This window comes from Paenibacillus sp. J22R232 (assembly GCF_056269165.1).
The window spans coordinates 430,509-455,530 of record NZ_JBWDNK010000001.1 but is presented as its reverse complement, the minus strand read 5'-3'; the positions used below and the strand labels follow the sequence as shown (position 1 = coordinate 455,530).

The 25,022-nt window shown below is 51.5% G+C and carries 24 protein-coding genes; 1 reads left to right on the top strand and 23 read right to left on the bottom strand.

Annotation, left to right across the window (positions count from 1 at the left end):
• Positions 1-10: 10 nt before the first annotated feature.
• The 17 genes from rsmB to AC0YN3_RS02100 form a co-directional block, all read right to left on the bottom strand.
• The gene (gene rsmB / locus AC0YN3_RS02180; protein ID WP_475773502.1) at positions 11-1,534 is read right to left on the bottom strand and encodes a 16S rRNA (cytosine(967)-C(5))-methyltransferase RsmB; all 1,524 of its coding nucleotides are present in this window, start codon (positions 1,532-1,534) and stop codon (positions 11-13) included.
• Complete coding sequence (gene fmt, locus AC0YN3_RS02175) at positions 1,524-2,483, bottom strand: methionyl-tRNA formyltransferase (protein ID WP_475773501.1); 960 nt, start codon at positions 2,481-2,483, stop codon at positions 1,524-1,526. The genes rsmB and fmt overlap by 11 nt, the downstream gene beginning before the upstream one ends.
• Positions 2,484-2,487: 4 nt before the next feature.
• Positions 2,488-2,973, bottom strand: a complete 486-nt coding sequence (gene def, locus AC0YN3_RS02170) for a peptide deformylase (RefSeq protein ID WP_475773500.1) — start codon at positions 2,971-2,973, stop codon at positions 2,488-2,490.
• 42 nt (positions 2,974-3,015) lie between these two features.
• Positions 3,016-5,502, bottom strand: coding sequence for a primosomal protein N' (gene priA, locus AC0YN3_RS02165; protein WP_475773499.1), 2,487 nt, complete (start codon positions 5,500-5,502; stop codon positions 3,016-3,018).
• Complete coding sequence (gene coaBC, locus AC0YN3_RS02160; protein ID WP_475773498.1) at positions 5,499-6,713, bottom strand: bifunctional phosphopantothenoylcysteine decarboxylase/phosphopantothenate--cysteine ligase CoaBC; 1,215 nt, start codon at positions 6,711-6,713, stop codon at positions 5,499-5,501. Before coaBC ends, priA begins: the two co-directional genes overlap by 4 nt.
• 145 nt (positions 6,714-6,858) lie before the next feature.
• Positions 6,859-7,383, bottom strand: a complete 525-nt coding sequence (locus tag AC0YN3_RS02155; RefSeq protein ID WP_475773497.1) for a YfiT family bacillithiol transferase — start codon at positions 7,381-7,383, stop codon at positions 6,859-6,861.
• 143 nt (positions 7,384-7,526) lie between these two features.
• Positions 7,527-8,060 (bottom strand): NUDIX hydrolase, encoded by a 534-nt coding sequence (locus tag AC0YN3_RS02150; protein ID WP_475773496.1) that lies wholly within the window; start codon positions 8,058-8,060, stop codon positions 7,527-7,529.
• A 182-nt stretch (positions 8,061-8,242) separates the two neighbouring features.
• A complete protein-coding gene (locus tag AC0YN3_RS02145) occupies positions 8,243-9,250 on the bottom strand; it encodes an iron-hydroxamate ABC transporter substrate-binding protein (RefSeq protein WP_475773495.1) in 1,008 nt (335 codons plus the stop codon).
• Between the two features lie 116 nt (positions 9,251-9,366).
• The gene (locus AC0YN3_RS02140) at positions 9,367-10,755 is read right to left on the bottom strand and encodes an AraC family transcriptional regulator (RefSeq protein ID WP_475773494.1); all 1,389 of its coding nucleotides are present in this window, start codon (positions 10,753-10,755) and stop codon (positions 9,367-9,369) included.
• Positions 10,756-10,933: 178 nt separating this feature from the next.
• Positions 10,934-11,119, bottom strand: coding sequence for a hypothetical protein (locus AC0YN3_RS02135; protein WP_475773493.1), 186 nt, complete (start codon positions 11,117-11,119; stop codon positions 10,934-10,936).
• A 37-nt stretch (positions 11,120-11,156) separates the two neighbouring features.
• Positions 11,157-11,339, bottom strand: a complete 183-nt coding sequence (locus AC0YN3_RS02130) for a hypothetical protein (RefSeq protein WP_475773492.1) — start codon at positions 11,337-11,339, stop codon at positions 11,157-11,159.
• 169 nt (positions 11,340-11,508) lie between these two features.
• Positions 11,509-11,718, bottom strand: coding sequence for a DNA-directed RNA polymerase subunit omega (gene rpoZ / locus AC0YN3_RS02125; protein ID WP_053375625.1), 210 nt, complete (start codon positions 11,716-11,718; stop codon positions 11,509-11,511).
• A 16-nt stretch (positions 11,719-11,734) separates the two neighbouring features.
• Complete coding sequence (gene gmk, locus AC0YN3_RS02120) at positions 11,735-12,352, bottom strand: guanylate kinase (protein ID WP_183561921.1); 618 nt, start codon at positions 12,350-12,352, stop codon at positions 11,735-11,737.
• 13 nt (positions 12,353-12,365) lie between these two features.
• Positions 12,366-12,626 (bottom strand): extracellular matrix/biofilm regulator RemA, encoded by a 261-nt coding sequence (remA, locus tag AC0YN3_RS02115; protein ID WP_005548256.1) that lies wholly within the window; start codon positions 12,624-12,626, stop codon positions 12,366-12,368.
• 341 nt (positions 12,627-12,967) lie between these two features.
• Entirely contained in the window at positions 12,968-14,842 is a 1,875-nt protein-coding gene (locus AC0YN3_RS02110; protein WP_475773491.1) for a bifunctional homocysteine S-methyltransferase/methylenetetrahydrofolate reductase, read from the bottom strand.
• Between the two features lie 29 nt (positions 14,843-14,871).
• The gene (gene dapF, locus AC0YN3_RS02105; RefSeq protein WP_475773490.1) at positions 14,872-15,702 is read right to left on the bottom strand and encodes a diaminopimelate epimerase; all 831 of its coding nucleotides are present in this window, start codon (positions 15,700-15,702) and stop codon (positions 14,872-14,874) included.
• A gap of 121 nt (positions 15,703-15,823) precedes the next feature.
• The gene (locus AC0YN3_RS02100; protein WP_475773489.1) at positions 15,824-18,607 is read right to left on the bottom strand and encodes a calcium-translocating P-type ATPase, SERCA-type; all 2,784 of its coding nucleotides are present in this window, start codon (positions 18,605-18,607) and stop codon (positions 15,824-15,826) included.
• Between the two features lie 173 nt (positions 18,608-18,780).
• Between AC0YN3_RS02100 and AC0YN3_RS02095 the strand changes: the two genes are divergently transcribed.
• On the top strand, positions 18,781-20,532 hold the full coding sequence (locus tag AC0YN3_RS02095) for an Rqc2 family fibronectin-binding protein (RefSeq protein ID WP_475773488.1): 1,752 nt from the start codon (positions 18,781-18,783) through the stop codon (positions 20,530-20,532).
• Between the two features lie 47 nt (positions 20,533-20,579).
• Here AC0YN3_RS02095 and AC0YN3_RS02090 read toward each other — a convergent pair whose 3' ends face one another.
• The 6 genes from AC0YN3_RS02090 to AC0YN3_RS02065 form a co-directional block, all read right to left on the bottom strand.
• Positions 20,580-21,551, bottom strand: a complete 972-nt coding sequence (locus AC0YN3_RS02090) for a MerR family transcriptional regulator (RefSeq protein WP_475773487.1) — start codon at positions 21,549-21,551, stop codon at positions 20,580-20,582.
• A complete protein-coding gene (locus tag AC0YN3_RS02085; RefSeq protein ID WP_475773486.1) occupies positions 21,541-22,428 on the bottom strand; it encodes a PHP domain-containing protein in 888 nt (295 codons plus the stop codon). The genes AC0YN3_RS02090 and AC0YN3_RS02085 overlap by 11 nt, the downstream gene beginning before the upstream one ends.
• Positions 22,419-23,330 carry a selenium metabolism-associated LysR family transcriptional regulator gene (locus tag AC0YN3_RS02080; RefSeq protein WP_183561933.1) on the bottom strand — a complete coding sequence of 304 codons (912 nt, stop codon included), beginning with the start codon at positions 23,328-23,330 and terminating at the stop codon, positions 22,419-22,421. The genes AC0YN3_RS02085 and AC0YN3_RS02080 overlap by 10 nt, the downstream gene beginning before the upstream one ends.
• 126 nt (positions 23,331-23,456) lie before the next feature.
• A complete protein-coding gene (locus tag AC0YN3_RS02075; protein ID WP_475774264.1) occupies positions 23,457-23,882 on the bottom strand; it encodes a hypothetical protein in 426 nt (141 codons plus the stop codon).
• A 262-nt stretch (positions 23,883-24,144) separates the two neighbouring features.
• A complete protein-coding gene (locus AC0YN3_RS02070) occupies positions 24,145-24,408 on the bottom strand; it encodes a YlbG family protein (RefSeq protein WP_138751699.1) in 264 nt (87 codons plus the stop codon).
• A 76-nt stretch (positions 24,409-24,484) separates the two neighbouring features.
• On the bottom strand, positions 24,485-24,976 hold the full coding sequence (locus AC0YN3_RS02065; protein ID WP_475773485.1) for a YlbF/YmcA family competence regulator: 492 nt from the start codon (positions 24,974-24,976) through the stop codon (positions 24,485-24,487).
• Positions 24,977-25,022 lie beyond the last annotated feature (46 nt).

Genomic DNA, 25,022 nt, shown 5'->3' with positions numbered 1-25,022 from the left:
TAAGCGCCGCTTAAGAGCGTTTTACCATCCTTGCAATGTAAAAGCCGTCACTGTCAAAATGCTGCGGAAGCAGCTGTGCTTGACCTTCGAAATGCTCATCGATCACGCCGGCCTTCCTAAGCTGGTCCAAGATCGGTTCCGGCCAGCTCGGATCTAATTCAAATTCGGAATGCTCCTGAAGAAAGTGTGCAATCTGCTTCTCGTTCTCGTCTCTCTCAATCGTACAGGTGCTGTACACGAGTACGCCGCCTGGCCGCACTAAATCGCATACCGCATTTAGCAGTCGTTGTTGGACCGCAGCAATATCCGATACATCGCCTAGCGTTTTGGTCCATTTGATTTCGGGCTTTCGTTTAATGACACCAAAGCCTGAGCAAGGCGCGTCCAAAAGCACGGCGTCCATCGAGTTCGGCTTGAAGCGGTCCGCAAGCTTCAGCGCGTCCTCGGTAATCGCCTCCACGTTGCGCAGCTTGAGACGCTCGGATTGCGTGACGATCAAATCTCGTTTGTGGGCATGCAAATCATTCGCCCATACCTTGCCTTTCCCCTCCATCAGCTCTGCCAAGTGCGTGCTCTTGCCGCCTGGCGCGGCACAGCAATCCAGCACCTGCATGCCCGCTTTCGGAGCAACAACCTCCGCTACTAGCATCGAGCTTTCATCCTGCACGGACCATAGCCCGTCGCGGAATCCGGCCGTATCCGCGAGGTTGCCGCCACGTTCAACCGCAATGCCCGCGGGCGCGACAGCCGACGGCTTCGCATCGTAACCGGCTTCCGTCAGAAGCGCAATCGCGTCCTCCCGGCTTCCCTTTAGCGCATTGACCCGCACGCTTGAGTGGGGATGCGCATTGCCTGCAGCGCAAATCTGTTCGGCTTGGTCTGCACCGTATGCGGATACCCAGCGGCTTACCAGCCATTCGGGATAGGAATGGCGCAGTGCGATTTGGACGATTGGGTCATCGTGCTTGATTGCAGACGCCTGAAGCTCGTCCCGGCCCCGGTCAATGCTGCGAAGCACGCCATTTACCATGCCGGAAATCCCAGAGTGGCCGCGCTTCTTCGCAATCGTAACCGCCTCGTTAACCGCGGCATGCGCAGGAATCCTGTCCAAATACAGCAGCTGATAAGCACTCATTCTGAGCAGCTGGTGAACCCAAGGCTCAAGCTTGTTCAAACCTTTGGAAACAAAGCGGCCAAGCCAGTAATCGAGTGTGGCTTGACGCTGGATTGTTCCATATACGAGCTCTGTGACAAGCCCGGCATCCGCTCGCTGCAAGCCCGCATCCTGGAGGGTCCGGTTCAACTGCAGATTGCTGTAGGCGCCTGTCTGCGCAACCTTGACCAGCGTATCCATAGCCAGCTCGCGCGGTGACTTCGCCTTGCGGCTTCCCGCCTGCTGCGAAGCTTGAACGGCCTGAGCCGGCTTGTTCCCGGAGTTAGGACGCTTTTGTCCGTTTTTCCCTTTCGGCTTTGCCTTTGCAGGTTGGCCGCCTTGGAGGCTCACGTTGTTTTTATGTGTTCCGCTATCCGTCATTCCGCACCTCCGCGCCTAGCAAAGTACCCGTTTCAAGACGCGCGCCCTTCAGCCACTCCGCAGCATTCATCGCTCGCTTGCCTGCCGGCTGAATCTCCTTCAATAAAAGAACGCCATCGCCAGTCTGGACGTGAATGCCTTGGCTGTCTGCTGCAAGCACAGCTCCGGGTGCCGCGGGTCGATTCGAAGTCTGAGACTCCGATTCGGCGCACGACCATATTTTGAATACCTCGCCGTTCAAATAAGTGAAGGCGCCTGCCATTGGCGACAAGCCGCGGACCTGGTTGAAAATTTCACGCGCTGTTTTGGACCAATGGATAAGCTCGTCCTCACGCGATAAGTTTGGTGCGTAGGTGGCCAGGTCATCCTGCTGCGGGATAGCCTTTGCCTCTCCCGAAAGGATAGACGGCAGCGTTTCTCTCAGCAGCTCCGCGCCTGCGAGACTCAGCTTATCGAACATCGTGCCGGATGTATCCTCATCCGTAATCGGCAGCTCCACGACGCTAATCATATCGCCGGTATCCAGACCCTCGGCCATGTACATGATCGTAACGCCAGTTGAGCTTTCTCCATTAATAATGGATCTCTGGATAGGAGCTCCGCCGCGATATTTCGGCAGCAAGGAGCCGTGCACGTTAATGCAGCCAAGCCGCGGGATATCCAGCAGCGCCTTCGGTAAAATTTGACCGTAAGCCGCCGTTACGATTAAATCCGGCTTCAGCTCCGCGATCGCTGCAACGGCATCCGCATTGCGCATCCGCTCCGGCTGCAGCACAGGCAGATTGAACGACAACGCCGCTTCCTTTACAGGCGGCGGCGTCAGCGTTTTTTTGCGGCCCTTCGGCCGATCAGGCTGTGTGACAACGGCAACGACATTGTACTGCTGCTCAAGGAGCAGCTTTAAAGAGGGAACGGCAAAATCCGGCGTTCCCATAAATACGATACGCATGAAGCTATTCGCCGCCTTTTCTAGCTCTTTCCGAAATGTCGTAGATGCTCTCCGCCAAATCGGTAAACAAAATGCCGTTCAAATGGTCGACCTCATGCTGGAAAGCACGCGCAAAATAGCCTTGTGCCTCGACCGTAAACGTCTGACCGCTGCTGTCTTGACCTGTGACTACGATACGGTCCGCGCGCAATACGTCGCCGTTAAGATTCGGAATGCTCAAGCAGCCTTCGGGGCCAAGCTGTTCGCCTTCCTGCTCCACAATAACAGGATTGACCATTTCCACCAATCCATTCTCATCGCCGACATCGACCACGATAACCCGCTTCGAGATGCCAATCTGTGGCGCCGCAAGGCCCACTCCCTCTGCGTCATACATCGTCTCTGCCATATCTTTAAGCAACTTTTGCAAATTCGCGTTGAACTTCGTTACTTCCTTTGCCACTTCCCGCAAAACCGGGTCCGGCTCTTTCACAATTATACGGATACTCATTGTATTCCCTTCCTTTACGATCATTAAAATAGTAATAGCTATTTATAATATAACTTGTGGATCCACGTCAATACTGAATTGCACAAGGCGCTGCGGCGGTCCGCTCGTGAATGGCAGGAGCGCTTTCCGAACTAACGCGGAAGCATCGATGCTCCCCCGATATTTTATCACACATTGAAAACGGTAGCGATCTTTGATTCTTGAAATCGGCGAAGCAACGGGGCCAAGCACTTCAAGCGCTCTCCCAAAGCCGCTGCTAAGCGAAATCAAGACCCCTTCATTCTCGGCAATCTCGCGCAGCTCCGCGACAAAGCCTTCGCTGACGGTAGACAGCAGCGGCAGCTGCTCATGCGACATCGTGACAAGAATCAGCCTACAGTATGGCGGATATCCCATTGCGCTGCGATGGCGAAGCTCCTCGCTTACGAACGCTGCATAGTCATGCTGCTGCGCCGTAACGACGGCATAATGCTCCGGCACGTATGTTTGAATAACGACCTCGCCTGGCAAATGATGCCTCCCCGCACGTCCGGCGACTTGGGTGAGCAATTGAAACGTGCGCTCGGCCGCGCGGAAATCAGGCAGATTAAGAGAGGTATCCGCTGCGATAACGCCGACTAGCGTGACGAAAGGGAAATCAAGCCCTTTTGCCACCATTTGCGTTCCAAGCAATACATCTGCCTTCCGGTCGCCGAACTGCTTCAGCAGCTTCTCATGCGAATTTTTTTCGGTCGTGGTATCCACATCCATCCGAATGACCCTAATGCCGGGAAAAAGCTTGGAGAGCTCCTCCTCTACCCGCTGGGTTCCGGTCCCGAAATAACGGATATGCTCGCTTTGGCAGGATGGGCAAGTAGCCGGTGCCTGCTCTGCATGGCCGCAATAGTGGCAGCGCAGCGCCCGCGATTTCTGATGATAGGTTAGCGAAATATCGCAATGCGGACAGGCTGCTGTGTAGCCGCAAGAGCGGCACATGACAAAGGTCGAATACCCTCTTCGATTAAGCAGAAGCACCGATTGCTCTCCGCGCTCCAGCCTATCGGCAAGCGAGCTGTGAAGCAAGCGGCTGAACATGGATCGATTGCCTTCCTTAAGCTCCTCGCGCATATCGATGACGGAGACAGGCGGCAGCGGCCTCCCGCCCACGCGCACGGGCATAGGAAGCAGAGCAGGCTCACGTCCTTCATCCTTAGCCGCCAACGGCCTGCTTGCCGCGGCGAAGGACTCCAGAGAAGGCGTCGCGGAGCCTAGTACTACCGCAGCCCCATGCTGCCTTGCCCTGCGAACGGCTACGTCGCGTGCGTGATATTTCGGACTCTCCTCCTGCTTGTAAGAAGATTCATGCTCCTCGTCAATTATAATAAGCCCAATGCGCTCAAAGGGTGCAAATATAGCCGATCTTGCGCCAATCGCGACCTGTACCTGACGGCTGCGGATTTTGCGCCACTCGTCATAACGCTCCCCGTTAGAGAGCCTGCTGTGGAGAACGGCTACGGCATCGCCGAAACGTCCCTTGAAACGCTCCACCATCTGGGGGGTCAAGGAGATTTCCGGAACCAATACGATCGCTTGCTTTTCCTGCTCCAAACAAAACTGGATGGACTGCAGATAAACCTCTGTCTTCCCGCTCCCCGTTACGCCATGCAGCAGCATCGTCCTCGGCTCGCCCGCATCAACGGCTCTTATAATTCGGTCATATACCTCGTTCTGTCCCTCGGTCAATGCAAGCGGCACCGTTCGCTCAAATTCCCTGCCTGCGTAAGGATCGCGCTGCTGCTCGACCTCTCTCAGCTCAAGCAGACCTTTCTCGGCCAGTGAGCGGACGCTTGCAGCCGAGCCTCCCGCTTCAGCAAGAAGCTGCTGAAGCGCCATTGGGTCTCCTCGCTCCAGCATGAAAGCCAGAACTTCGCGCTGTTTGCCCGCACGCGATGGCAAAGCCTCGAATTGAGTACGGACCATCTCTACGTCATCGGGCACATACACGGTGAGCACCTTGCGAATAGCCAGCCGGTCCCGCACCTTCGTATGCTCGACCAGAACCCCTTCCCGCAGCGCGGACTTCACCGACTTTGCGTACTCGGGGAAACGCTCAAGCAGCACATCGAGCTTAACCAGCTGGCTGCCCATCCATTCAGTCATGGCAAGCGGCAAATCCTCGCTAGCCGATTCCGCGTCTTGAATGCAGACGAGTCTTTCCGCCTTGCCCTTCAAGGCTCCCGGTATCATTGCCTGCAGCGCCGTTGTCCAGGAACAGCAGTATTTCTCACTCATCCATTTCGCCAACTCGATCAAGTCAGGAAGCAATGGGGGGACATGATCGAGCAGCTCGGCAATCGCCTTCAGGCGCTTCGAATCGAAATCCGACGTATCGGCCAGCTCAGTCACGAATCCTTGCAGCACGCGCCCTCCGAAAGGTACGCCGACACGGCTGCCTACCTCGATCCAGTCGGCAAATGCAGCAGGCACTTCATAATCAAACGGCCGATCCGTCTGGCGGCTCGGCACGTCTACAATGACTTTGGCAATCATTTGCCGCTCCTTCCAGCAGCGTCCATACGAGCTTCGATCAGCTCAAGCAAGCGGGTCGCAACCTCTCGCTTCGAAAGCAGCGGCATTGAATTCACTAACCCCTCCGGGCCGAATACTTGAACGATATTCGTATCCCCGTTGAAGCCTGCCCCTTCCTTGCCTACGTCATTGGCTACGATAAGGTCGCAATTCTTACGCCGAAGCTTGTCCATTGCATACTGCTCCACCTGATCCGTTTCGGCGGCAAAGCCGACTAAAAATTGATGCTGCTTACGCTGTCCAAGCGTTTCAAGAATGTCTACCGTTCGCTCAAGCTCCAGGACAAGCTTTTCTCCCGTTTTTTTCAGCTTATGTCCGCTAACCTGAGCAGCCCTGTAATCCGCAACCGCCGCAGCTTTGATCACGATATCCATATCCGCATACCTGCCAGTCACTGCCTCCAGCATCTCCTGCGCCGATTCTACCCGTATTGCCTTAATGCCTGAGGGAACAGGAGCCGTAGTTCTTCCTGCAATTAGCGTCACATCCGCTCCCATCAGCTGCGCTGCTTCCGCAATCGCAAATCCCATCTTGCCCGACGAATCGTTGGTCAGAAACCGGACAGGATCCAGTCTCTCCATCGTTCCGCCAGCTGTAACGAGTACGCGTTTGCCTTTCAGCTTGGCTCCTATTCGGAACCACGATCCGATTGCTGCCACGATATCCTCGGGCTCTGCAAGCCTGCCTTTGGCTACATAGCCGCATGCGAGCTGGCCAGTTCCCGGCTCAACAAACATCACCCCGCGTGATGCTAGCAGCTCTAAGTTGCTGACTACCGCAGGATGCTCATACATATGTACGTTCATGGCCGGAGCAATAAGTATCGGGCTTGTTGCTGCCAGCAGCGTCGTGCTCAGCATATCATCGGCATGGCCTCCGGCTAGCTTGGCAATGGCATTGGCAGTAGCCGGAGCAATCACGATTAAATCCGCGTGGTCAGCCAAATGAATATGCGAGACGACAGCAGGGTCACGCTCGTCAAACGTATCGATATGGACGGGATTGCGAGACAACGTTTGCAAAGTAAGCGGCGTGATGAACTTCGTTGCTGATTCGGTCATAATGACATGCACGGTTGCGCCTGCCTGAACCAGCTTGCTGCAGAGCGCCGCTCCCTTATATGCCGCAATTCCGCCTGTGATGCCAAGTATAATCGTTTTTCCTTTTAGCATGGTGTATCTCCTATCAAGCGTAAACGGCTAAAAGCCACATTGAATACATAAGTCCGTTCCGCATTAAGCTGACGAGCCCGCTAGCAAGCTGGCTTATCATTTGTTATTTTAAAAGGGCAAGTTCGTCTTAGCAAAGCGGCAAAGCTCACCAATCCTTGCGCTCCCTCAAGCCCGTGATTTGCGCAACGTGATGCTTTCCGTGCCAAGCTACGTACCCTAAGAAGTAAGCTAAGCCGATCTGGCTTCCCTTCTCGGGGTGGTAAAACATTTTATCAAAGTCGTCCGTCTCCATCGAACGCAGCAAAAGCACCAAGCGTGCATGAATGCCTTCGACGATTGACAGGCTGATTGCAGCTGACGCTTGTAGGCTGTCGGCGGTTTCGGCCCAGCGCTCTTCATTAAAGGGCTTGATAGTCGGATTATTCTCCGTAAGAGCGAGCTTGAAGCGTGAAAAATAATTCATCGATGCATCCGCAAGATGATGGGCGACCTGCCGAACGCTCCAGCTGCCGCTTCGGTAAGAAGTATCCAGCTGTTCATCGTCCAATTCCGCTAAAGCAGCGCTGAGCTGACCAGGCAGTCTCTCGATGTCGATAATCCACTGTTCACGATGTTTATTGGTCATTCCCTCGAACGAGTACCTGCCAATCGGATAACGTAATTTGTCCATTCCGTTCCCTCCTGTTCATTCGTCCATGAAACGCGATTCCCATCCACTATCATAACATATGCAGCATCAAAATCTAACCAGACCCTATCGTTTTCGAATAAAAAAAGCAGGAGGCTCTGCGTTCCAAAACAGCGGTCCCCCTCCTATGCATGCTTCAACCGATGCGCCATCGCATAAAGCTCAGCAATATCATAACGCCCGATTTCCTCAAACCTTCTCACCGCTTCGTCGATCGACACCACTTCTACTAACGCAACCTGCTCGCCATCCGGCGGGTTTAGCGGCTTTCCTATTAGCTTGACCTCGCCATACCCAACCAGCCTAACGAAATTCGGATGCGGAATATGCGGACGGTAAGGCTCGCTTGCCGAGGAGCGGCAATTGAAGCATCCAAACAGCGTATAATCCGTCAGCTCTGCTCCGAGCTCCTCCAGCACCTCTCTCGCCAAAGCATCGTTATGATGCTCGCCCGGCTCGAGCGTTCCCCCTACAAGCTCCCAGCGTCCGTCCTCGAGCTGCATAACGACATATCCATCCCCAACCGTTGGAATGATGCTAATATTGCTGACCAGCGCAACGTCCACCTCGTAATTTTGCGAAAAACGGTTTTCTACCGCTCCCCAAACGATGCCTTTGGATAAGGCAGGGAAATTTTCTATAGCTGCATGTTTATTCACGTATCTCAACTTCCTTTTTTCAAAATACAGCTTCCAATACCGCTGCTGAATATAGCTATTCTGATTATGACATTCCCTTAGTTTATCAAATCTAATACCGATATTCATACTTATATAAATGAAAAACAAAAAAAGATCTGCTCGGCGGTCATTGCCGAGCAGATCTTTCGTTGTGCGAATGTTTATTCTCCAATAAGCATTGCGGTAATTTCCTCTGCTTGCGCTAGAATGGATACAGGATCAAAATACCAGAAACGGTCTGCGGCCAGCTCGTGAACGCGGTTGTTCTTTACCGCAGCCAGCGAATTCCATATTTCTGTTTTCTTGAACTCTTCATTGCCGGTCTCTGAGAACAGCAGAATATGGTCGCCTGCATAATCAGGAAGCAATTCGAGCGAAAGCTCTTTCCACTGCGTATCGCCGAACAGCTCACTGCGGATTCGTTCAGTCGGCTGAAGCTGCAAGGCACCGTAGATGGCCTGGCCGCCTCTGCCAAAGTTATCACCAAACGTATACGTCGTTTTCCCGCCTGACTCAAAAATAGAGAAGGTTTCATCCTTGCTCACTTTCCCGGAAAGTTTGCCTCTAAGCTCCTCTATCTTCCCATCGTAAGCCGTTAACCAGGCTTCTGCTTCGGCTTGTTTGCCAAGCAGCTCAGCAATCCCTCGCATCTCGGCATGCACGCCTTTGAACGTGGCATTCGTGCCGAATGGAATAGCGACCGTTGGCGCGATTTTGGAAAGCTGGTCGTAGACATTCGCATCCTCTGTCGCGGTTATAATAAGGTCCGGCTCAAGCGATACGACTTTCTCCAGGTTAATAGCGCTTCTTTCGCCGATTCCTTCAATTCCTGCAGCCAAGTCCTTCGTGTAAGGATTATCTATGTAATATTGGTCCGCACCGACTGGCTTGACGCCAAGCGCGAGCATCGTCTGCAAATACTGATCCGCTACGATTCGCTTAGGGTTGGCCGGTATTTCCACGTCACCGTTAATCGATTTGTATATCCGTGTAGCATTCTCATCCACAACCTCTGTTGGGCTAGCGGAAGGCGATGGCGATACGGCAGTATTGTTCGTTTGGGTTGCCGCCTCGTTTGTACCCGCATTATTTCCGCCGCAGGCCGCCAGTAAAGTAATCAATGAAAGTACAATCGTCCCCAGTCCCAGTCTCTTTCTCAAGCTTTGCATCTTTCAGTTCCTCTTTCCATCTGTTATTTTGATGCGAATGATTACCATTCTCATGAAATAACAGTAACAGCTAGCGAAGTTACGCGTCCATAGCTAAATGTGATGTTCTCCCTCCTCTACGAAGTCCTCGTTGAAATATAATGGACGATATCCTTAAGCTGCTTTTCCGTTGAAGCTGGATCAAAGCCATAAAAGGCATGCCCGTCAATGCTGTAGATGCGATTGTTTTGAAAAGCGGGCAGCAGCTGCCAGCAAACTCGGCTTAAGATGCTCTGTACCTTGCGCCGTTCCTTCTGATTCTTAGGCAGGACAATGAACATATGATCGGCTGCATAGGCGTGAACCTCTTCCGTTGGTACCTCAACGTACCCAATTCGGTGTGTGCCGTTCTTCATCATGCTAAGCGGCGGCGCAAACTGCAAAGCATCATATAGAAGATGGGACGCCCTTCCCCACTTATCCCCAAACACGTAGCTGGTTTCGGCTCCAAGCTCGATGACGACCGCCGTGCCGCGTTTGCCTAAGCAATGATCCAATTCGCGACTGGCTTGGCCCGCAAGCTCTTCCAGCCGCATAATGCAATCCTTGGCTGCGGGCGAACGATCAACAATCTCAGCTACGCGCATAAACTGCTCGTCCCATTTCATTTGTTCGAATGGCAGCGACACTAGCGGAGAGATACGGCGCAGCTCCTCGGAGCTCTCCTCGTTCGAGACATAATTCAGAATCAAATCGGGAGATGTCGGTTTAATCGCCGCATACAAATCTTTCGGTACATTTTGGAACAAATGAATCTTGCTTCTTGCGGTTTCCTGTCCGTAAAGGTTTAACGTCCAATTAGAGATTACGGCTAGAGAAGGCATGACGCCAAGCGTTAGCAGACTAGCCGAATAGTTATAGGATAACGTGGCGATTCGCTTGGGACGTTTCAAATATATAGTCGGAGCGTCTCCCGTTATCTGCTTAAAGCGGCGACTCAAATAGAAGCCATCCTTGTATCCCACGCTCAGCGCAGTCTCATACAGATCCTTTTTGGATGTGAACAGCTGCTCCTGAGCGGCACGGATTCGGAGCTCGGTTACATACGCTTTAAACGTCTTCCCGGTATGGCGCTTGAACACCCGCGAGAAATGCTCCGGACTGACACACGCACGCTTCGCTTCCGCAGACCTAGTCATCTCTCCAGCGTAATTCTTTTTAATATAGTCCAGCGACTTTTCTATCCATTCCGACCCTGCAGCCTGTTTCTCTGTCCGTGAATGTGGCATTGCCTGCCGTTGGCTCGTGCTTCGGTCCTCGTTTAAGAAGCGCAGCGATTCAGGCATGATTCCAGCACGCAGCTGCTTTCTGCAATGATCGGCTGCTTCCGGCGTCAATTCCCCGATATTCGCAATCAATCGATGCTTCGGTTTGCCGTTCTCATCGCGGTAGGATTCAACAATTTTATAGTAGTAATGCTGCTGCATACTATTTTTCCGCTTTAACGGGACTTTTTTCAAAAACAAGATTCGCCCTCCTCTGATAGGACTACAGACTTGCCAAGTTGCCAAGACCCAGCCTAACTATCGTCCCCGCCATACATGCCATCCTTGGAACTGTTATGAAACCTCTTTATCATTGATAACCATTATCAATTATAAAGCAAGACGCCGCTGCGGGGAAGCAGCATTTATTATTCGGGAATTAATGACTAATAAACTGAAATATGCCAATAAATAGGAGGATACCTACAAACACAATGACAAATGCAATCCCGAAACTTGCCATGCCAGAACGACTGCCCTTGGGTTGTGATTTTAGCTGCTCTACCTGCTCCTCAAGCTTCTCCAAGGATCGCTTCATTTCTTGAATTTCCTTTTCGCTCGCCACTCCGCATTCCTCCTATTCCACTAAGAGCTATATAAAACTAAACCCGTTTGTCCACGATATGCTTGCTATCTTGTATATCTTTTCTGAGCAGCCTCATTTCCTCGTTAAGCTCCACCATTTGTTTGGTTAGTTTGGAAGAATCAATCGCTCCACGAATAACAACGGACAACAGCAACATGGACACGATCAAAAAAATAATAGCCATTAGCAAGGGGTCCATATATACCTCCAATGTTTCATTTTTTGGCGAACAGAAGTGAAACGCTTTCCAATATTTTATCAAAAGTCATTGAATACGAGAAGGTTATCGCGCTTATGAACAGAAACGGAGCGCTTACTGTCACCAGTAAGCGCTCCGCCTTAAATAAAGATTATTTGAAAACTGCTCTTTAGTCCTCTTTTGTAGCGAGGTTTTCCACTTGGAGAATGTCCCCGTAAATTTCTTCTAGCGCAACACCAACATACTTGCGGGACCGCGGGTTTTTCAATTCCGACTTGTCTCCGTTACGGAGCATGCGAGCACGTCTGGAAGCTGCTACGACTAGCGTGTATTTACTGTCGACTTTTTTCACCATTTCGTCAATGGACGGATATAACATCGTTCATTCTCCTCACTCATGCTTTCTCAATTGCGGCGACCATACCCGAAACGTAAGGCAAATATCTTTCTCTTCGGCAATGCTCGGCTATCATGATGCTGCGAATACGATCGCATGCAGCATCTATCTCATCATTCAATACCGCATAATCATAGTGGCCAAGTAAGTTCATTTCATCGACCGCTACAGACATGCGATTATTGATCGTATCCAAAGATTCGGTACCACGGCCCGTTATACGCTGCTTCAGCTCATCCAAGGACGGAGGCAATAGAAATACGAAAATGCCCTCGGGGAACTTTTGCTTCACCTTCAGCGCACCTTGAACTTCGATTTCCAGAATGACATCCTTGCCGCTTGCTAGCGTACGCTCCACGAAATCCCGCGGCGTACCGTAGTAATTACCAACATATTCAGCATGCTCAAGAAGTGCGTCACGCGCAATCATATCTTGAAACTGCTCACGGCTTTTGAAAAAATAGTTAACTCCATCCACTTCACCCTGACGCGGCAGCCTGGTCGTCGCCGACACCGAATACACCAGCTCAGGAACTTTATTACGAAGAACGGAACAAACCGTCCCTTTGCCGACCCCAGAAGGGCCTGACAGTACAATTAACAATCCCTTATCCATATTACTCCCCGTACTATTCGTCGTTATCGTCGTCCTTAGTGGATAAGCGGTGCGCAACCGTTTCGGGCTGAACAGCCGACAATATCACATGATCGCTATCCGTAATAATAACAGCGCGCGTGCGTCGTCCATATGTAGCATCAATAAGCATATGGCGGTCGCGGGCTTCTTGAATGATTCGTTTAATCGGAGCCGATTCCGGGCTTACGATTGAAATAATGCGGTTTGCAGATACAATATTGCCGAATCCGATATTAATGAGTTTAATAGCCAAGCCTGGTTTCCTCCCCCGCCTACGGTCTACCCTGTGCATCTGTCTGCAAGTGTGTAATGACTAGTATATATTTAGATAATGTGAATACGACAAGTTTGCGTTCTTGCCAAATACCGACAGAACTACTGCACTATTGTTGACGAAAAAAGCGCCTTGCATACTTCCCCGCTTAGACGAATGCAACTACCGCTGCCGTTTGTAAACGGCCTGTCCTTGCCATGCTATGAAAGTGTGGCAACTGTATCCTTGATTTATTTTAATTGATTTTTCGTCAACGAACAAGCGAAAATGCGAAAACAAGCAAAAAAGGCTCGTTTCCGCATCGATTCTTCACAATTTAGCTACATACGCTCTGTTTTCTGCCAAACGTACTGAGTGAGCTGAACGCCCATATCATAAAACATAAACGGAGTAATTAAATAAATGCCTTTGAAATGCGGCAGGGCAGCATCGAGCAGTTCCTTCGCAATCTGAACGCCTTCCGCCCTTCCCGCTTCTCCTTCAAGTCCTGCCATTCTAGCACGGACCTCGTCAGACAGTTGGATTCCCGGCACCTCGTTGTGAAGGTACTCGGCATTGCGCCCGCTGGCAAGCGGCATAATGCCGATAAATACCGGAACGGACAAATGCTTCGTTGATTCCGCGATTCGTTCGATGAGCGCAGGATCATATACGGGCTGCGTCATTATATAGTCCGCACCCGATTTGATTTTGCGCTCAAGCCGCTGAACGGCCTTATCCAAGTGCTTCACATTTGGATTGAAAGCAGCACCAACGACGAATTTAGCTTTCTGTTTCAACGGTTTTCCGGAGAAAGCCGTTCCGTCGTTCAACTGTTTGATCATCCGAATCATCTCGAAGGAGGTCAAATCATACACGGAGCTTGAATCCGGCAGATCCCCAAATCGGGCAGGATCGCCGGTGACCGCGAGCACGTGATCGATATCAAGTGCGTCCAGGCCCATCATATGGGACTGCGTTCCGATCAAGTTCCGGTCGCGGCAAGCGATATGAACGAGCGGCCTAATGCCAACCTTCTCCTGCAAAAGCGCGGCAAGCGCGATATTGCTCATTCGCGTAACGGCAAGCGAATTATCGGCCATCGTGACCGCATCCGCCTTCGCTTCCTTAAGCGCGGCTGCTCCATCCATAAACTTGCGAATATCCAAGTCCCGTGGCGGATCAAGCTCTACGATTACGGTATGGCGCTTGCTTACGAGATCTACGATGGAAGGCTCCTGAACCGCTTGTTTGGCAGAGAGGCTGCCTTGTTCGGCCAGCTTCTCGGCAGGCTTTACGATAATCTTTTCAATCATTGGCAACGCAGCCGCGGATTGTCCGATTTGAGGCACGTAGTTCTCAAGCGCTGCGGCAATCGCTTGGATATGCTCCGGCGTTGTTCCGCAGCAGCCCCCAATCAATCGTGCGCCGCGATCGGCAAAACGCATAGCAGATTCCGCGAAATATTCCGGACCGGCGGAATACGTATATTTGCCGTCAATGTAATCCGGAATGCCCGCATTCGGATAGACGGACAGTGGCAAGCCTATAGGGCCCGTTATCGAATCGATCGCCCGCATAATACCGTTGGGGCCGCTTCGGCAGTTAAAGCCAACGACATCGGCGCCTTCCTCCTGCAATTGGTCGAAAGCGCTCTTCATGCCATTTCCTTCCTGTGTACGCCCAACGTCTTCCACGGCAAATTGGCAAATGACAGGCACGTTCGAGGCCGCTCTTGCGATGCGAAGCGCAAGCAGCATCTCATCAAGGTCATAGAACGTTTCGAGCAGCAAGCCGTCAACGCCTTCTTCAAGCAATGCGTGCATTTGGCGCTGATAAGCTTCGATTACTTTTGCGGTACGAAGGTTTTTAAGCTTCCCGTCGCGAATGGAGCCGACGGCGCCAACGACGTAGGCATCCTTGCCAATCGCAGCGCGCGCAGCACGCACGCCGGCGCGATTGATGGCATCCATCTCGTGCTCCAAGCCATACTTCGAAAGCTTCTCATTATTAGCTGAAAACGTATTCGTCTCGATAACGCGCGCACCGGCCTCATAGTAACGGCGGTGGATATTCTCAATCACATCCGGACGAATCGTATTGAATTCTTCATAAGAAACGCCGACAGGGAACCCCATCTGATACAGATAGGTTCCCATCGCGCCGTCCCCGGTCAAGATACGCTGCTGGAGCGCTTCCCTTAAATCCGGTTTCATTTATTCATTCCACCCATCTTACGTTGCTCTTAGATATTACCGCGGTATGATACGGCCGCAGGGCCAGACATATAAACATGGTTATCCGATTCATTCCACTCGATCAGAAGATCGCCGCCTTTAAGGGAAACCGTAGCGGTACGATCTGTCGAGCCATTCAACACTGAAGCCACAACCGTTGCGCAAGCGCCTGTGCCGCAAGCAAGCGTCGGGCCTGCTCCGCGCTCCCATACGCGCATATCCGTATGCGTACGGGAATTAACCGTTACGAATTCAACATTGATTTTGCGCGGGAATAACGGATGCGTCTCAAGTTTGGGACCCCATGTATTCAGATCGAAGCTAGCTGCATCTTCCACATAAATGACACAATGGGGATTGCCCATGGACACCGCAGTGAATCGGAATTCGCGCCCGTCTACTTCGATTGGATGCTCGATTACGCGTTCGGCGTCAATCGTTGTCGGGACTTGAAGCCCGTTCAGAATAGGCTCTCCCATATCGACGCGGACAGAGGCAACCTCGCCGTTATCAACGGTAAGCTGCACCTTCTGGGCGCCCGCTCCCAACGTTTCGATCGTAATCTCTTTTTTATCGGTTAATCCATTATCGTACACATATTTGGCTACGCATCGAATGGCATTGCCGCATTGCTCAGCTTCGGAGCCGTCGGAATTAATAATGCGCATCCGGAAATCCGCGATCTCCGAAGGAAGGATATAAACAAGGCCGTCTGCCCCGATACCGAAAAACCGGTTGCAAAGCCTAACAGCCAAATCGGCTACATCCGCTGGCAGCTGCTGTTCGCCTGCGATGACTACGAAGTCGTTTCCTAAACCGTTCATTTTTGTGAAATTCATATGATTGCCCTCTCCTTGCCGCATCTCTTGGTATGTTATTGCTATGATTTATTCTTCATAGCATACCGCAAAGCAAGGAGAAAGGCTATTCATAATTTGTTTAATGATTTGTATTTATTTGCTATCTTGCCGCGGTTTGCGGCCCGATCGGCCATTTCGTTTTGTTCTTCTTTTTGCTTGAAGTTCCAAGCACGCTGCCAATTCCCATTAGGAACGTCGGAATTCCTGCTGCGACAAATACGAGACACCATTCACGGAAGTTAAGCGGAACCGTTTTGAATATGGGCTGCAGAGCTTCGATATAAAGGACCCCGATCATAAGAAGCAGCGAGGACAGCACGGCCAGCACCAAATATTTGTTTTGAAACGGGTTCCGGTGAAAAATCGAGCGTGAGCTCCGGCAGTCGAACACATGTATAAGCTGTGCCATGACTAACGTTGCGAATGCGACGGTCTGTGCTTTCATAAGCTGAGCGGCGCTGCCAGGCGCATCATGCAGCGTAATCCAAAAAGCGCCAAGCGTGCAGACACCGATGAGAATGCCGCGGCTAATGATTTTCCATCCCAATCTGCGGGAGAAAATGCTTTCTTTAGCCGAGCGGGGCTTTTGCTGCATAAGATCCTTCTCTGCCTGATCGACGCCGAGCGCCATCGCCGGTAAGCCATCCGTGACGAGGTTCACCCACAAAATTTGGATCGGGACCAGCGGAAGCGGAAGCCCTGCCATCATCGCAAGGAACATGACGAGAATTTCCCCAACATTAGAAGCCAGCAAGTAACGAATGAATTTACGGATATTCTCATAGATTCCCCGCCCCTCTTCAATTGCCGCAACAATCGTTGAGAAGTTGTCGTCGCTCAGCACGAGCGATGAAGCCTCCTTCGTAACGTCCGTGCCCGTGATCCCCATAGCGATCCCAATATCCGCCGCTTTGATGGCTGGCGCGTCATTCACGCCGTCCCCGGTCATCGCAACGACATGGCCTTGGCGCTGAAGCGCTTTGACAATCCGCAATTTATGCTCGGGAGAAACTCTCGCGTAGACATAAATATTGTCGACTAAACGATCAAGCTGCTCATCGTCCATCGCTTCAAGCTGCCGGCCGCTCATGGCAATGCCCCCGCGAGGCATAATGCCGAGCTGCCCTGCGATTGCTTCTGCCGTCAATTGGTGGTCTCCCGTGATCATCACCGTTTTGATCCCGGCTCGTCTGCAGGTCGCGATCGCTTCCTTTACCTCGCGGCGCGGAGGGTCGATCATTCCGGTCAAGCCGACGAATACGAGCTGGCATTCCGCATCCGCTTCCGTCTCGCAAGCATCGCCCGCCCGTAAATCACGGTAGGCAAGCCCCAGAACACGAAGCGCTGACTGTGCCATCTGTTCGCCGGCCTCGGCGCATTTCCGTTTCAGCGTAGGGGTAAACGGAACGACCTTCCCTTCCCACAGCACATATGCGCAATGATCCATCAGCAGGTCGGGAGCGCCTTTCGTGCAGATGAGCCGGCCGCCTTGGTGCGATACAACGACGGACATTCTTTTTCTTTCGGAATCGAAAGGAAACTCCTTCTCCCGTTTATACAGCTGCTCAAGCGACTTTGCCGAGGAGCCAAGCTTAGCGGAAAGCACCGCCAATGCACCCTCTGTCGGATCGCCTTTAAGTATCCATTCCTCTTGGATCTCCTTGCTCTTGCGCTTGCCTGTTTCAACCGCCTCTACCTTGACGATTTGGGCGTTGTTGCAAAGCGCGCTTACTTGAAGAAGGCGTTTAATCGATTGATCATGCTTGATGTCGAGCGCATTGCCCGCTTCATAGATAGCACCAGTCGGATCATAACCTTCTCCGCTTACCTCAAGCTGCCTGCCTCCGAGCCACACATGCGTGACGGTCATTTTATTTTGCGTCAGGGTGCCGGTTTTGTCCGAACAAATAACCGAAGCACAGCCTAGCGTCTCCACCGAGGGCAGCTTGCGCACGATCGCCTTCCGTTTAATCATTCGCTGAACGCCAAGCGCAAGCGCGATCGTAACGATTGCCGGAAGGCCTTCGGGGATAGCAGCCACGGCCAAGCTGACGCCGGCAAGGAACATGCCATAAGCCGGCTGGCCATGAAGAATGCCCGCAACGACGACCATGATGGTCAAGCCGATCGCCACGACTATCAATATTTTGCCAAGCTGTTCCAAGCGATGCTGAAGCGGCGTCTCCATCGACTCTGTCTGCTGGATAAGTCCGGCGATCTTGCCCATTTCGGTTTCCATGCCTGTCCGAATGACAACGGCCTTTGCCGTTCCCCTCGTAATCATCGTACCCATGAAGCCCATATTTCGCTGGTCGCCAAGCGGCAGGTCATCGTCCGCAATCGCTGCGGAATGTTTGCCAACCGGAACCGATTCCCCCGTCAAGGCCGACTCCTCCACATAGCAGCTATTCGCTTCGAGAAGCCGCACATCTGCAGGAATCCGGTCCCCGCTTTCCAAATAAATGAGGTCGCCCGCGACAAGCTCCTTGGCAGGTACCGACTGCAGCTCCCCGCTTCTGAATACCTTCGCTGTCGGCGCCGATAGCTCCTTGAGCGCTCGCAGGGAACGTTCTGCCCTAAATTCTTGCACGAAGCCCAGCACCGCATTGAGAGCGATTATGGCTACGATCGTGATGGCGTCCAGGTACTCGCCGAGCAGCCCTGAAATTAAAGTAGCGCCCATCAGCACGAGCACCATGAAATCTTTAAATTGATTGAGGAAAAGCAGGATAGGGGAAACCCGCTTGCCCTCCGTCAATTCATTATGTCCATTTTTCTCCAGCCGCTGCGCCGCTTCCGACGTCGTCAGCCCCTGATTCGGTGAGCTGACTAACACATCAATCAGCTCACTTGTTCCCATCTGATGCCATTTCATTTGTTCCATGGAATAACTCCCTCCCGTAATATGCCGAGCCAAGCGGACAAGAGCCCATCGGACAGCCTTCTAGGGTAAATGTATTCGGACAGCCTATAAAATATCCCTGAAAAGACTTAAGTTTTTGGCTCAACTATGGCATGATAGAGAAAGACTTACCAAGGAAGCGAGGAACTTACACCATGGCTTTAGACGGCATCGTCACCCATGCCATTACGCAGGACCTGCAGCGCTGCGTTGGCGCGCGTATACATAAAATCCACCAGCCTACCAATCACGAGCTCGTATTCAGCATTCGCGGAGCAGGCATGCAGGGCAAGCTTCTGCTTTCTGCCAACCCTACTTATCCCCGCGTACACTGGACGACAGGCACGTATGTCAACCCGATGGAAGCGCCTATGTTCTGCATGCTGCTCCGAAAGCACTGCGAGGGCGGACTCATTGAATCGATTCGGCAAGTGGGTCGGGAACGTATTATTCACATTGAGGTCAAGCATCGGGATGAGCTCGGCGATTTATCGAACAAAACGATTATTGTCGAGATTATGGGGCGTCACAGCAACATTATCCTAATGGATCCGGCTACGGGCATGATTCATGACGGGATCCACCACGTAACGCCAGCCATCAGCAGCCATCGGATCGTATTGCCAGGCAGCACCTATACTTCTCCGCCGGAGCAAGGAAAGATCGATCCGCTGGCAATTGAGACGGAGCAGGCCTTTCTGGATGCGCTGAGCGATAGTGACGAGGAATCCCCGTTGTACAAAAGGATGGTAGAAAAGCTTAGCGGCTTCAGCCCCTTGCTGGCAAAGGAGCTTGTGCATCGCGCGCATGCCGATCAAGATGAAGAAGCTCCGCATAAGCTTAGCGAATTGTGGAACAGCTACAATCAATTCATTCGGCAAGTGAAGAGCAACCAATTCACGCCGACTATTAAGACTAATTCGGATACGGGAAAATCATTTTTCTCCATAACGGAGCTGACACATATAAAGGGTGAAGCCGAGCTATTCCCGGATATCAGCGCCTGTCTTGAAGGCTTCTATGGCAACAAAGCCGAGCGCGATACGGTTAAGCAGCGGGCAGCGGATCTTATTCGCTTCGTCCAGAATGAGAAAGCAAAAAACATCACCAAAATCAAGAAGCTTGAGGATACGCTTGTAGAGGCAAAGGATGCCGAGAAATTCAGAGTGCTTGGCGAGCTCCTTACTGCCTACATGCATCAAATCAAACGGGGGGATACCTTCATCGAGCTGATCAATTTCTATGACGAAGAGCAGGCAGTCGTAAAGATTGATCTTGATCCGCAGCTTACCCCATCGGATAATGCACAGCGTTATTTTCGCCGATATACCAAGCACAAAAACAGCTTATCTATCGTAGCCGAACAAATGGAGCTTGCACGCACCGAAATTGCCTATTTCGAATCGCTGCTTCAGCAGGTCGATAACGCTTCGCTTGGCGATATCGGTGAAATTCGGGACGAGCTTGTAGAGCAGGGCTACATGAAAGAGCGCGGACGGCGCGGGCCAAAGAAGAAAAAAGTGCTTAAGCCAACTTTGTTATGCTTCACGTCCTCCGAAGGTGCCGCTATATTTGTGGGCAAGAACAACACCCAAAACGAATATTTGACCAACCGGTTCGCTTCCCCTTCTGACACATGGCTGCATACGAAGGATATTCCAGGATCGCATGTGGTCATTAGAGGCGGCGACTTCGGCAACGCTACTCTCGAGGAAGCCGCCATGCTTTCCGCGCATTACAGCCAAGCACGTGATTCCAGCTCAATACCGGTCGATTACACAACGATTCGGCATGTGCGCAAGCCAAACGGAGCAAAGCCGGGCTTTGTGATTTACGACAACCAGAAAACCTTATTCGTTACACCCGATGAGCGGCGCATTAAATCGCTCCCTTGCGTATTGAAGTAGCACCCTTTTATTTCCCCTATACAAAGCAAAAACACGGCAGCCTATTCTCATGGAATATGCAGCCGTGTTTTTATTTTTTCGATGCAGCTTTTTCCGTCTCCTGCAATCAGGTACACATGCTCAGCGCCGAGAAAATGACCATCTTCGTGAACCGCCTTGCCGCCTATAAAGACTTTGGTAGCGTATTTCCCCTCCTCAATCATCCGATCCAGCTGCAGCAAGAACGAAGCTGCGCGCTCAAGGCTCTCTGTGATGGAGAAGCTGAGCGTAAAGGCCGTTGGCTGCACTTCCGCCAAACAATCAAAGATCCCTTTCTTGGAAGGAGAGCTCCCCAGATAGACAACGCGAAAGCCCTCTTGCTGAGCAAAATAGCCAAAAAACAAAATGCCGAGCTCATGGCGCTCCCCAGGGCCGCAAGCCGTTACAAGCAGCGGGCTGTCATCATTCGGACGAAACAAACTATGGATCCCCAAAATTTTATCCCGGATGAAATGGCTCCCGAAATGCTCTTGGTATTCGGATATTTCACCACGTTCCCAGCGATCGCCAAGCTCAACAAGCGCGGGTTCCAAAATCTGCAGCAGCAAATGCTCAATATGGTGAACGCCAAGCAGCTGCTCGTAGAATCGCTGCGCGTTATTGATATCCAATTGAATGAAGCATTGAAGAAGATGCTCAACCGGATTATGCCAGTCCGCCGATGTTGGCACATTTGGCACATTTGGCTGCCCCGTCCGCTGCACGGACGAAGCGCTACCTTCGCCATTCCCATCCTCGGGCTTGCCCGCTTCGTGGTCATGCTGCCATTCAAGCACAGCCATTCCGATCGGAACGCCTTCGTCTACTTGGGTTTTCAGCCATTGCAAGATGTGGATATCCTGCTTGGAATAGCCGCGATAGCCGTTGCTCATCCGTTCAGGCTTAACGGCTTCATAGCGTTCCTCCCATTTGCGGATGAGCTGGGTAGACACGCCCGTGCGCATGGAAGCTTCTTTTATCGTATAAAGCCTAGACGTCATCCCGCTCTCTCCTCCATGAAGGCTGTAGCTGCCTAAGCACATCTGCGCTTACTGTACGGCTGCCTACTGCACCATGAAAAATGACACCTTCACGGGAACCATGAAAGTCTGATCCGCCCGTGACGATTAGCCGATAGCGGTTTGCTAGCTCCGCATATCGGCGCTCATCCTGTGGTCCATGGTCTGAGTGATATACCTCAATGCCCTGAGCCCCATACCGTATGATCTCCTCGACCAATGCATCGTTTCCATACAAGCCCGGATGTGCAATGACGCTCGTGCCGCCTGCCTCTCGTATCCAATCGATAGCCTCGAAAGGTTGCAGTCTCGGCGGATTGACGTAAGCAGCGGCCCCAGCGGCCAAAAAGCGATCGAATGCTTCTCTCATATTCGATACGGCTCCTTTGGCGATAAGCGCTGCCGCGATATGCGGACGGCCAATGCTGACTGCGGCGGATTGCAGCTCGCTTCTCGTCCGGTCACCGTGCGCAGCAATTATTACATCCTCCATAGTAACGGCAATACCGAGCTCTCTTAGCCTATCCACAATCATTTCATTCCGACGGTCTCTCAGACCACGCAAGCTCGCGAGCCGCGAAAGCCAGGTTTGATCTTCATTATTCGTATAATAACCCAATATATGAATATCAACGCCTGCGGCAACCGTGCTCACCTCTACGCCCGGAACAACGGTGATGCCAAGCCTTTCGCCTTCCGCGACAGCTTCCTCTACGCCAGCAACCGTATCGTGGTCGGTAATTGCAATCGCTGTAAGCCCAGCTTCCTTTGCCAGCTGCACGTTCGCGGCTGGGGCCTGCATGCCGTCCGACGCTGTCGTATGGGTATGCAAATCGGCAAGTCCCTCCGCTATAGCCATTGTTGAAGATCCCTCTCTCTCAAAAAGGATAAAAACGTTACGGCCGATATCGGCAATATGGCGGATTTCAAATAAATGGAATAAAATTGCCTTTGGAATTTCGAGTCCGACACTTTAATCATCCGAATTAAATCGAGTGCGACCTCATGCTTGACCGATGAGGAAGAAATAATCGAAATGCCTAGGCCAGCCTCAACCGCCGACTTCACGGCTCCCGTACTGCCAAGCTCCATTACGATTTTCATCGACGCCGGATCGATATTTTTATTTCTTAATTGCTCCTCCATGACAAGCCTAGTTCCAGAGCCCTGCTCGCGGAGAACGAAGGGGTAAGCCATCGCCTCCTCTAATGTAACCGATTCCCGTTCCGACAGCGGATGAGACTTGGACACGATCAGTCGCAGCTCATCGCTCATCACAGCTTCCATATGCATATCAGGATGGTTAATCGGCGCTTCGATAAGGCCAAAGTTAAGCTGATGACTTAGTATATCCTCCATAATTTGCGAGGTATTCATCACCTTCATGCTAATTGAAATATGCGGATATTCCTGTCCGAAAGGCCCGAGCAGCCTTGGTAATATATATTCGCCAATTGTCAGGCTTGATCCAAGCTGAAGCCTGCCCTTCAATTGTTTCGTAAATGCAGACATCGCTTGATCCGTATCCCTTATCAGATCGATGCTTCGCTGCGCATAAGGCATGAGTGCCCGTCCCGCTTCAGTAAGGTCGATTCGTTTCGTCGAGCGTTGAAGCAGCTTGGTGCCGAAATAATCCTCCAGCGACTGCACCTGCATTGTAACTGCCGGCTGAGTCATATGTAAAGATTGAGCCGCAGCCGAAAAACTGCCGCGTTCTGCAACCGTGCAAAATATGTGCAGCTGATGAAAATTAAGCGCCATGTGTCGATCATCCTTTCTTATGGTGCTTATTATACTACAAACCTTGTACACAATCTGCCAAGATCAACAAAAAAGCATGCAATCTTTTTGTGATTGCATGCTTGGATATGATAGCATTAGCCTTCGTTATTTGCGTTTTCTGCTGCTCTTTACAAGCGTCATGCGCCGAGAGTGGCGGAGCCACGAGTAGTACGATCTCAGATCTCTAAGCTCAATGGTTTCAGACATTCGTCCCAGGAAAGTTACGATGATCATCTTATGTAAGGGAGTGCCGGTAATGTCCGTTTCCGTCATCGATTCCGCGAATTCAGCAACGAATACGAGGTCATCGTCAATTAAATAAACATCCTGCTCGTTGCGGTAATACGATTCGATACGACCTTGCTTCAAGCATTCCCACAAAAACTCGGCAATATCTTCAAAGCCGGTTTTCTCGCTTTCGATCCGATCCAGCCAGCGGCTCTTCGCGTGGTTCGTGATGACGATATCTGCTACTTTCTTATCACCAAGATCAATATAAAACGACTCATACGTACTCCATCTTCTCGTCATTCTATCTTTCACTACGCATCGCACTCCTTCCCAGGACCCAGGTCTTTTATACCATGAATTTAATTCCATTCTATCATGATTGTCCGAGATTTCAACAATAAATTAAAGTCCGACCATTTTTTACAATTTTTGGTTTAAATCTTATAAAAAAGACGCTTCTCGGCGTTTATGAACACGGAGAAGCGTCTTTTTTAACGATGAATAAAATATTTACCATTATTGCATGACCGCTCTGAATGCTGCGGCATGCAGGCACTGTTATTTAGAGGCTATAGAACCTCGTTTTGTCTTCGCTGTCCTTGCTGTATTCGGTTTTGATCTCGTTGCGGTAGGAGCGTTCGATCTTTCTTACGTAAGAAAGCTTGCCCATCTGCCGCACAGCCTCTTCCGATCGTTCGGCGTTCATGTACATCACAACGTAATGCATCTTGCGAGACATATAGTGGACCGTACCGAATCTCTCTAACGATCTGGCTGCTTTCAAATCGCTTACCCATACAATGTAACCCGTTCGTTCCGGTAGCATCCTTTCCCTCCTAAAAAGGTTTGCATCGCAAACCTGCATCAATCGCGTTTGCCCCTTATGAATAAGAAGCTTGGCATTAGCCGCAGCCGCCACTGCCGCAGCTGCAAGAACCGCCGCTGCCGCAGCTTCCGCCGCCAGCTTTCTCATTGCCAGGGACCTTTATATTGTCCGACACCGACCCGGCGATCGTACGGGAAACCTCATACAGCATTTCATCTACGACCTGCTCGGCAGCTTTGAAGCGGCGAACGCTCTCAATCTCGCTGAGCTCGCGTTCAATTAGCTTCACTTTATCCTTGGCTTCGTTATAATCAGGATGAAAGCGACCAAAACGCTCGCACTCGACAAAGAGTTCTTTCGCTTTCGCGAAGCGTCTCGTAACCTGCTTGACTTGCTCGTCTTCGTTAACAGCTGTCTTCCAATATAAATATTCGGCCACTTCCGCCGATTGATTGATCCAATCTCCAAGCTCATAGGCGCAAAGCAGCAGCGATGCCATATCGAGAGAAGTAACGCCGCCTTGCGGTTGCTCCAACTGAATAGCCGTTAAACCTTCAGCAGTTGGCATTCGTCCACCTCATTTCATTTCACTACATTCTACACTATCATATCAT